1 protein-coding gene is annotated in these 10,553 nt (G+C 76.5%); it reads right to left on the bottom strand.

Translation table 11 applies throughout. The features are described 5' to 3' along the window. The coding region (locus tag ACFUEL_RS26265) for an acyltransferase domain-containing protein (RefSeq protein WP_380239230.1) at positions 1–10,553 on the bottom strand (10,553 nt) is incomplete at both ends.

Below are 10,553 nucleotides of genomic sequence, written 5' to 3'. Positions count from 1 at the left end.
GGGATGCGGCCGGAACGCGGCGCGACCTGGGCGAGGACCTCGCGGATCTCCTGCTCCAGGCGCTCGACCTGCGCCGAGTGCGAGGCGTAGTCCACCGCGACCAGCTTGGCGCGGACACCCTCCGCCTCGAACTCGGCCTTCAGCTCCTCGAGCGCCCCGGGTTCGCCGGAAACCACCACGGCGGACGGGCCGTTGACGGCCGCCAGCGAGAGCCGGTCGCCCCAACGCGGCAGCCGCTCCTCCACCACGGCGGCCGACCGGCTGACCGACAGCATCCCGCCCAGACCCGCCAGCACCTTGAGCGACTGCGAGCGCAGCGCGACGACGCGGGCGCCGTCCTCGAGCGACAGCATCCCGGCGACGGTGGCGGCGGCGATCTCGCCCTGCGAGTGGCCCACCACCGCCTCGGGCTTCACCCCGGCCGCCTCCCACACCGCGGCGAGCGACACCATCACCGCCCACAGCGCGGGCTGCACCACATCCGCGGCCTTCAACTCCGGCTCACCCGCCAGCACTTCGTCCAGCGACCAGTCCACGAACGGCTCCAAAGCCGCCGCACACTCCGCCAACCGCGCCGCGAACACCGGACTCACCGAAGCCAGTTCACGCCCCATCCCCAGCCACTGCGACCCCTGACCGGGGAAGACGAACACCGGACGGACACCCGCACGGGCCGTGCCCGAGACGACCGATCCGGCGGAGCTGCCCGCTGCCAGGCTCTCCAGGCCCGCCAGCAGTTCCGCCCGGTCGGTGCCGACCACGACGGCCCGGTGGTCGAACGCCGAGCGGGTGGCGGCCAGCGACCAGGCCACGTCGGCCGGTTCGAGCCCGGGACGGGCGGTGGTCCAGGCGCGCAGCCGGCCCGCCTGGCCGGACAGCGCCTTCGCCGAGCGGCCCGACAGCACCCAGGCGGTGCCGCCCGCCAGCACGGGTTCGGCGGCCGGGGCCTGCGGCGCGGCCGGCGCCGCCGGGGCCTCCTCCAGCAGGACGTGCGCGTTGGTGCCGCTCATGCCGAACGAGGAGACACCGGCCCGGCGCGGGCGCCCGCCCGCGGGCCACGGCACCGCCTCGGTCAGCAGCCGGGAGTGCCCGGCCGTCCAGTCGATGTGCGTGGACGGCTCGTCCACGTGCAGGGTCGGCGGCAGCAGCTCGTGCTGCAACGCGAGCACCATCTTCAGCACGCCCGCGATACCCGCCGCGGCCTGGGTGTGCCCGATGTTGGACTTCACCGAGCCGAGCAGGACCGGCCGGTCCGCGGGCCTCCCCTGGCCGTAGGTGGCGAGCAGCGCCTGCGCCTCGATCGGGTCGCCGAGCTTGGTGCCGGTGCCGTGCGCCTCCACGGCGTCCACCTCGGCGGCGGACAGCCCGGCCGTGGCCAGGGCGGCCCGGATGACGCGCTGCTGGGACGGGCCGTTCGGGGCGGTCAGGCCGTTGGACGCGCCGTCCTGGTTCACGGCACTGCCGCGGATCACCGCCAGCACCGGGTGCCCGTTGCGCCGGGCGTCGGAGAGCCGCTCCAGGACGACCATGCCGACGCCCTCGGCCATGCCCATGCCGTCGGCGGACGCGGCGAACGCCTTGGAGCGCCCGTCCACGGCCAGGCCGCGGGCCTGCGAGAAGGCGATGAACCCGTCCGGGGCGGCGCTGACGGTGACGCCGCCGGCCAGCGCCAGCCCGCACTCCCCCGCCCGGACGGCCTGCGCCGCCAGGTGCAGGGCCACCAGCGACGAGGAGCAGGCGGTGTCCATGGTCACCGCCGGGCCCTCCAGCCCGAGCGTGTACGACAGCCGGCCGGACAGCACGCTGGTCGCGTTGCCGGTCATCACGTGGCTGTCGATGCCCTCGAACTCGGAGTCGCCGTCCAGGCTCATCGCCGCGTACCCGGAGCTGTAGCCGCCGACGAACGCGCCGGTCCCGCTGCCGCGCAGGGCGGCCGGGTCGATGCCGGCCCGCTCGAACGCCTCCCAGGAGGTCTCCAGCAGCAGGCGCTGCTGCGGGTCCATGGCGAGCGCCTCGCGCGGCGAGATCCCGAAGAACGCCGGGTCGAAGCCGCTGACGTCCTGCAGGAAGCCGCCCTCGCGGGTGTACGAGGTGCCCGCGTGCTCGGTGTCCGGGTCGTACAGGGCGTCGAGGTCCCAGCCGCGGTCGGTCGGGAACGGGCCGATCGCGTCCCGCCCGGCGGACAGCAGCTCCCACAGCTCCTCGGGGCCGGTGACCCCGCCGGGGAACCGGCAGGCCATCCCGACGATCGCGATCGGCTCGTCCGCCAGCGGGCCCGCCGCCCGGGCCGGGGCGGCCGCGGCGGGCAGGTCGCCCGCCAGCTCGCCGCGCAGCAGCGCGGCCAGCGCGACCGGCGTCGGGTGGTCGAACACCAGGGTGGCGGGCAGCCGCAGGCCGGTCTCGGTCCGCAGCCGGTTGCGCAGCTCGACGGCGGTCAGCGAGTCGAAGCCCAGGTCGGTGAAGGCCCGGGTCGGCTCGACCGCTTCGGCGGACGCGTGGCCCAGGACGGCGGCGACGTGCGCCCGCACCAGGTCCAGCAGCAGCCGGTCGCGGTCCGGTCCGGGCAGCGCCGCCAGCCGGCCGCGCAGCGCCTGCGCGCCGTCGGCCCCCGCCGCCGCACCGGCCGCCGCCCGGCGCACCCGGCCCCCGGCCAGCGCCCGCCACAGCGGCGGGACGTCACCGCTCTTCGCGGCGCGCGCCCGCAGGTCCGCCAGGTCCAGCCGGGCGGGCATCAGCACGGCCTCGCCGCGCCCGAGCGCCTCGTCCAGCACCGCCAGGCCCTCGTCCGCGCCCAGCGCGGAGACGCCGGAACGGCTGATCCGGGTCAGCAGGCGCTCCCCCAGGTCACGGCCGATGCCCGCCTCGTGCACCCACGGGCCCCAGGCCAGCGACAGGCCCGCCAGGCCGCGGGCGCGCCGGTGGCCGGCCAGCGCGTCCAGGTAGGAGTTCGCGGCCACGTAGTTGCCCTGGCCCGGCGCGCCGAAGACGGCCGCCGCGGAGGAGAACAGCACGAAGTGGTCGAGGTCCAGGCCGGCGGTCAGCTCGTGCAGGTGCCAGGCGGCGTCCGCCTTCGGCCGCAGCACCGCCGCCAGCCGGTCGGCCGTCAGCGCGCCGACCACGCCGTCGTCGATGATGCCCGCGGCGTGGAACACCGACCCCAGCGGGCAGTCCGCCGGGACGCCGGCCAGCAGCCCGGCCAGCGCCGACCGGTCCGCCGCGTCACAGGCGACGATCCGCACCCACGCGCCGAGCGCGGCGAGTTCGGCGGCCAGCGCCGCCGCCCCGGCCGCCGCCGGACCGGACCGGCTGGTCAGCAGCACGCCGTGGGCCCGGCCGGTCACCACCAGGTGCCGGGCCACCAGACCGCCCAGGGTGCCGGTGCCGCCGGTCACCAGCAGCGTCCGCCGGGAGGTCCCGCCCCCGGTTGCGGTCGCGGTTGCGGTCGCGGGGTGTTCAACCGCTGCTCCAGCGCCGGACGGACGGTTGATCCGCCGCCCGAGCGCCGCCCCGCCGCGCAGCGCGAGCTCCGGCTCCCCGGCCGCCAGCGCACCCGGCAGCAGCGTCCCGGCCCGCCCGTCCTCCTCGGCCGGCAGGTCCACCAGGACGAGGCGGCCCGGGTGCTCCGACTGCGCCGACCGCAGCAGGCCGCGCGCGGCCGCCCCGGCCAGGTCGGCCACCGAGCCGCCCGCCCCGGCCGCGGTCGCGCCCCGGGTGACCACCACCAGCCGGGCCGCCTCCAGGCGCTCCTCGGCCAGCCACTCCTGCACCAGCGCCAGCGCCCCGGCCGCCGCCGCGTGCACGGCCGCCGGGCCGTCGGCGTCCTCCGCGGCCAGGCCGACCAGCACCAGTTCCGGCAGCTCGGCCGCGTCCACCGCGGCGAGGTCCGCGAGGTCGGCGAACGAGTCGAACGGGCGGACCGGCACCCCGGCCGCCACCAGCTCCGCCGCCACGCCGAACGGGTCGGCACCGACCAGCGCCCACCCCGCCGCCGCCTCCGCGGCGGCGACCGGCACCCACTCCTCGACGAACAGGGCGTCCGACACCGCACCCTCGGCGGACCGCAGCAGAGCCGCCGACACCGGACGGCTCACCAGCGACTCCACCGACACCACCGGCGCCCCGACCGGGTCGACCGCCGCCAGCGCCAGGCCGCCGTGCCCGTCCCGCGTCAGCCGCACCCGCAGGACGGACGCGCCGCCCGCGTGCAGCTCGACGCCCGTCCAGGCGAACGGCATCCGCACCTCGTCCGGGCCGCCGTCCGCCCCGGTGCCGGACAGCCCCGCGCCGTCCAGCAGCGCCGCGTGCAGGGCGGCGTCCAGCAGCGCCGGGTGCAGGCCGAACGCGCCCGCCTCCCGCGCCGCCGACTCCGGCAGCGCGACCTCCGCGAACACCTCCTCGCCGCGCCGCCACGCCGCCCGCAGGCCGTGGAACGCCGGTCCGTACACCTCCGCCAGCCGGACCGCGTACACCTCCGCCACGTCCAGCGCCGCCGCGCCCTCCGGCGGCCACACCGCCGCCCACTCCCCCGCCGGCCGCGCCGCGCCCGCCGGGGCCAGCGCACCGCTCGCGTGCCGCACCCAGGCCGACTCGGCCCCGTCCGGCCGGGAGAACACCTCGACGCCGCGCCGCCCCTCGCCGTCCGCCGCGCCCAGCACCACCTGCACCTGGACGCCCGAACCGTCGGAGGGCAGTACCAGCGGCGCCTGGAGGGTCAGTTCCTCCAGCAGGCCACAGCCGACCTGGTCGCCGGCCCGGACGGCCAGCTCGACGAAACCGGTGCCGGGCAGCAGCACCGCACCGCCGACCGCGTGATCGGCCAGCCAGGCGTGCGTGCGCAGCGACAACCGCCCGGTGCACACCACCCCGGCACCGCCCGCGAGTTCGACCGCAGCGCCGAGCAGCGGGTGGTCCACCGCCCCCAGCCCGAGCGCCGCCGCGTCCCGCCCCGAGCCGACCGGCGACAGCGGCAGCATGCCCTCCGGCCAGTAGCGCTCGTGCTGGAACGCGTACGTGGGCAGCTCGACCGGGTTCCCGGCCGGGAGGACCGAAGTCCAGTCCACCGGGGCGCCGTTGACGTACGCCTCCGCCAGCGAGGTCAGCAGACGGGCACTACCGCCCTCGTCGCGGCGCAGCGTGCCGCACACGGCGGCGGGGACGACACCCGGACCGGACTCGGCGGCGACCTCCTCCAGCGTGTCGTTCATCGCGCCCAGCAGGACCGGGTGCGGGGTGACCTCGACGAACAGCTGGTGGCCCTGGGCGGCGAGGGTGCGCACGGCACGCTCGAAGTGCACGGTGGCCCGCAGGCTCGCGTACCAGTAGGCCGCGTCCAACTCCTCACCCGTCAGGGTCTCGCCGCTCATCGCGGAGACCATCGGGACGCGGCCGCGACGCGGCGCGACCCCGGCGAGGACCTCGCGGATCTCCTGCTCCAGGCGGTCCACCTGCGCCGAGTGCGAGGCGTAGTCGACGGCGACCAGCTTGGCGCGGACGCCCTCCGCCTCGAACTCGGCCCGCAGCTCCTCCAGCGCGCCGGGTTCGCCCGAAACCACCACCGCCGCAGGCCCGTTGACCGCCGCCAGCGCAAGACGGTCGCCCCAGAGCGGCAGGCGTTCGGCGACCACGGCAGCCGACTGGCTGACCGACAGCATCCCGCCCAGACCCGCCAGCACCTTCAACGACTGCGAGCGCAGCGCAACGACCCGGGCGCCGTCCTCGAGCGACAGCATCCCCGCCACGGTGGCGGCGGCGATCTCGCCCTGCGAGTGGCCGACGACGGCGTCCGGTGTGACACCGGCCGCCTCCCACACCGCGGCGAGTGAGACCATCACCGCCCACAGCGCCGGCTGCACCACATCCGCTGCCTTCAACTCCGGCTCACCGGCCAGCACTTCGTCCAGCGACCAGTCCACGAACGGCTCCAGCGCCGCCGCACACTCCGCCAGCCGCGCCGCGAACACCGGACTCACCTCGGCGAGTTCACGCCCCATCCCCAGCCACTGCGAACCCTGGCCGGCGAACGCGAACACCGTCCGCGCCCCCGGCCGGGCCACCCCCGAAACCACCGCGCCCGAGGGCACCCCCGCCGCGAAGGCCCGCAGGTCCGCCTCCGGCGCCACGCCGAAGGCGACCGCGCGGTGGTCGAACGCCGAACGGGTGGTCGCCAACGACCAGGCCAAGTCCTCCGGTTCGAGCTCCGGGTGCTCGACGGACCAGTCCGCCAGCCGCTCCGCCTGGGCCGCCAGGCCCTGCGCCGAACGGCCCGAGAGCACCCACGCCGCCGCGTCCGCGACCACCGGCACCGGCCGGTCCGGCCGCGCCGCCGTCGGCTCCTCGACCGGGGCCTCCTCGACGATGATGTGCGCGTTGGTGCCGCTCATCCCGAACGAGGAGATGCCCGCCCGGCGCACCCGCTCCCCGGCGGTCCACGGCACGGGCTCGGCCAGCAGTGCGACCTCGCCCGCCGTCCAGTCCACGTGCGTGGACGGGGTCTCGGCGTGCAGGGTCGGCGGCAGCAGTTCGTGCTGGAGCGCCAGCACCATCTTGATCACACCGGCGACACCGGCGGCGGCCTGGGTGTGCCCGATGTTGGACTTCACCGAGCCGAGCAGCAGCGGCCGTTCGGCCGGCCGGTCCTGGCCGTAGGTGGCCAGCAGCGCCTGGGCCTCGATCGGGTCGCCCAGCGTGGTGCCGGTGCCGTGCGCCTCGACCACGTCCACGTCGGCGGGCGACAGGCGGGCGTTGGCGAGCGCCGCCCGGATCACCCGCTGCTGGGACGGGCCGTTCGGGGCGGTCAGGCCGTTGGACGCGCCGTCCTGGTTGACGGCCGAGCCGCGCAGTACCGCCAGCACCGGGTGCCCGTTGCGGCGGGCGTCGGAGAGCCGCTCGACGACCAGCATGCCCGCGCCCTCGGCCCAGCCGGTGCCGTCCGCGTCCTCGGAGAACGCGCGGCAGCGGCCGTCGGCCGACAGGCCCTGCTGGCGGGAGAAGTCGATGAACATGCCGGGGGTGGCCATCACGGTCGCACCGCCGGCCAGGGCGAGCGTGCACTCGCCGGAGCGCAGCGCCTGCGCGGCCAGGTGCAGGGCGACCAGCGAGGAGGAACAGGCGGTGTCGACGGTGACGGCCGGGCCCTCCAGGCCCAGCACGTAGGAGACGCGGCCGGAGAGCACGCTGGTCGCGTTGCCGGTCAGCAGGTGGCCCTCGACGCCCGCGTTGGCCTCGCCGGCCAGGGTGAAGCCGTAGCCCGAGGCGTAGCCGCCCGCGAAGACGCCGGTGGCCGTGCCGTGCAGGGTCGCCGGGTCGATGCCCGCGCGCTCCAGCGCCTCCCAGGAGGTCTCCAGCAGCAGGCGCTGCTGCGGGTCCATGGCCAGGGCCTCGCGCGGCGAGATCCCGAAGAAGTCGGCGTCGAAGCCCGCCGCGTCCCGGACGAAGGCGCCCTGGGCGACGTACGAGGTGTTCTCGCGCTCGCCGTCGGGGTCGTAGACGCCCTCGAGGTCCCAGCCGCGGTCGGTGGGGAAGCCGCTCACGGCGTCGCCGCCGGAGGCCAGCAGGTCCCAGAACTCCTCGGGGGTGGTCGCGCCGCCGGGGAACCGGCAGGCCATGCCGACGATCGCCAGCGGCTCGTCGGTGGCGTTGCCCGCCACCGCCAGGACGCCGCCCGCGTCGGCAGCCTCGCCGGTCAGCTCGGTGCGCAGGAAGGCGGCGAGCAGCAGCGGCGTCGGGTGGTCGAACACCAGGGTGGCGGGCAGCCGGACGCCGGTGGCCGCGCCCAGGCGGTTGCGCAGGTCGACGGCGGTCAGCGAGTCGAAGCCCAGGTCCTTGAACGTCCGGCGCTCCCCGATCGCCTCGGCGGAGGCGTGGCCGAGCACGACCGCGACTTCGTGCCGGACCAGGTCGGTGAGCACCCGCTCCTGTTCGGCCCGGCCCGACCCGGCCAGCCGGTGGGCGAGTTCGCCCTCGCGGCGCGGCGTCCCGGCCGGGTTCGCGGCGGCGAGCCGGCAGACCTCGGGCAGGTCACGGAAGAGCGGCGCCCGCCGGACGTCCACCGGGCCCGCACCGTCGGCGAGTTGGGCCCAGTCGACGTCCATGACGGTGACCACGGCCTCCGGCCCGGCCAGCGACTCGGCCAGCGCCCGGACGGCGAGCTGCGGGTCCATCGCGGGCATCGGACCGCGCTCGACCCGGGCCCGGGCCGCCGCGCTGGACTCGGCGAACCCGCCGCCCGCCCAGGCGCCCCAGGCGACCGCGAGGCCGGCCAGGCCGCGCGAGCGCCGCTGCTCGGCGAGCGCGTCCAGGTAGGCGTTGGCGGCCGCGTAGTTGCCCTGCCCGGCGGCACCCAGGGTGGACGCGGCCGAGGAGAACAGCACGAACGCGTCCAGGTCGAGGCCGGATGTCAACTCGTCCAGCAGGGACGCGCCTTCGGCCTTCACCCGCAGGACGGACGCCAGCCGTTCCGGGGTGAGCCGGTCGAGGACGCCGTCGTCCAGCACGGCGGCGGTGTGGAACACCGAGGACAGCTCGGGGCCGACCCACTCGACCAGCCCGGCCAGCGCCGGACGATCCGTCACATCGCAGGAGACGACGTCCACCCGGGCGCCACGGGCGGCCAGGTCGGCCACCGTCGCCGCCACCCCGGCCGCAGCCGGGCCGGAGCGGCCGGTCAGCACCAGACGCCCGACCCCACCACCCGCCAACCACCGCGCCACGTGCCCGGCAATCGCACCCGTACCACCCGTCACCAGCGCAGCACCACGCGGCGACCACTCCACCAGACCCTCACGCCGAGGCACCCGCGACAGCCGGCGACCCAGGATCCCGGCCGACCGAACAGCCACCTCACCCTCACCACAACCCGCCAGCACCGCCGCCAACCGGGCCGCCGAACGACCCTCCAGCACCTCCGGCAGATCGACCAACCCACCCCAGCGCTCCGGGTGCTCCAGCGCGGCGACCCGCCCCAGACCCCACACCTGCGCCTGCACCGGACTCGACAACGCCTCACCGGGCCCGGCCGCCACCGCACCACGGGTGGCCAACCAGAGCGGCGCGGTGACACCCGCGTCGCCCAGCGCCTGCACCAACGCGAGAGTGGCCGCCAATCCACCGGTAACAGAAGGCAGTTCGGCCAACGGCGTCTCGTCCAGCGCCAGCAGCGACAGCACACCCGCCACCGGGGCCTCGACACCTGCCAGCAGGGCGGCCAACTCGGCCCGGTCGACGGTGTCCACCGTCACCGCAACGACCTCCGCACCACGCCCGGACAGCGCCGCCGCATACGGCTCCGCATCCACCCCGGCGGGCACGACCAGCAGCCAAGTACCGGACAGGACGCGCGAGTCGGGCTCGGCGATCGCCGACCAGGTCGTCCGGTACCGCCAGTCCGTGGTCACCAGCCGGTCCCGTTCGCTGCGCCGCCAGGACGCCAACGCGGGCAGGATGTCGGCCAGTTGGTGGTCCTCGACGGCCAGGGTGTCGGCCAGCGCCGCCAGGTCGCCGCCCTCGACGGCCGCCCAGAACGCCGACTCGGCCGCCGTCCCCGGCTCGCCCCCGGCCAGGGCGGCGGGCGGGGCGAGGGAGATCACGCCCTCCGGCCAGAACCGCTGCCGGTCGAAGGCGTACGTCGGCAGTTCGACCGGCCGGGCGGCCGGCAGGACCGAACTCCAGTCCACCGCCGCGCCGTTGACGAACGCACGGGCCAGCCCGGCCAGCAGACCGGCCGTCCCCTGCTCGTCGCGGCGCTGCAACGGCACGAACACGGGCTCCTCGCCCGCGACACCCGCCACCGCGTCCGGGCCCAGCGAGGAGAGCGACCCGTCCGGGCCGACCTCGACGAACACCGTCACACCCTGCGCCGCCAGCGCCGCCACCGCGTCCGCGAACCGCACCGCCCGCCGGGTCTGCGCCGCCCAGTAACCCGGCTCGCACTCACCGACCAGCTCACCCGTCAACGCACCCGCCCAGAGCACCTGCGGACGGTGGTGGACCAACTCTCCCGCCACGGACTCCAGTTCGGCGACCACCGGGTCCATCGCGGGCGAGTGGAAGGCGTGCGAGACCCGCAGCCGCCGCACCCGGCGACCACGCTCCCGCCAGATCTCCACCACCCGCTCGACAGCCTCGGTCTCACCCGAGACCACCACCGAGTCCGGCCCGTTGACCGCCGCGACCACCGCACCCGGCACCCCGGCGAGCGTCACCAGGACATCCGCCTCCGGCGCGTTGACCGCCGCCATCGCCCCACCGTGCGGCAACGCCTCCATCAACCGCGCCCGCGTCGCCACCAACCGCACCGCATCCGGCAGCGACAACACACCCGCCACATGCGCAGCCGCCACCTCACCCACCGAGTGGCCCACCACCGCGTCCGGCACCACACCCGCCGCCCGCAGCACCTCCGCGAGCGCCACCTCGAAGGCGAACAGGCCGGTCTGCGCGTACAGCGTCCGGTCCACCAGCGATCCGTCGCCGTCGCCGAGCACCACGTCCCGCACGGAGACGCCGAGTTCGAGTTCCAGCAGCCCGCAGACCCGGTCGAAGGTCTCGGCGAACAC

It is taken from the genome of Kitasatospora sp. NPDC057198 (assembly GCF_042670125.1).
Lineage (GTDB): Bacteria > Actinomycetota > Actinomycetes > Streptomycetales > Streptomycetaceae > Kitasatospora.
The sequence above is the reverse complement of the archived record's forward strand: the minus strand, read 5'-3'. Positions and strand labels throughout refer to the sequence as shown.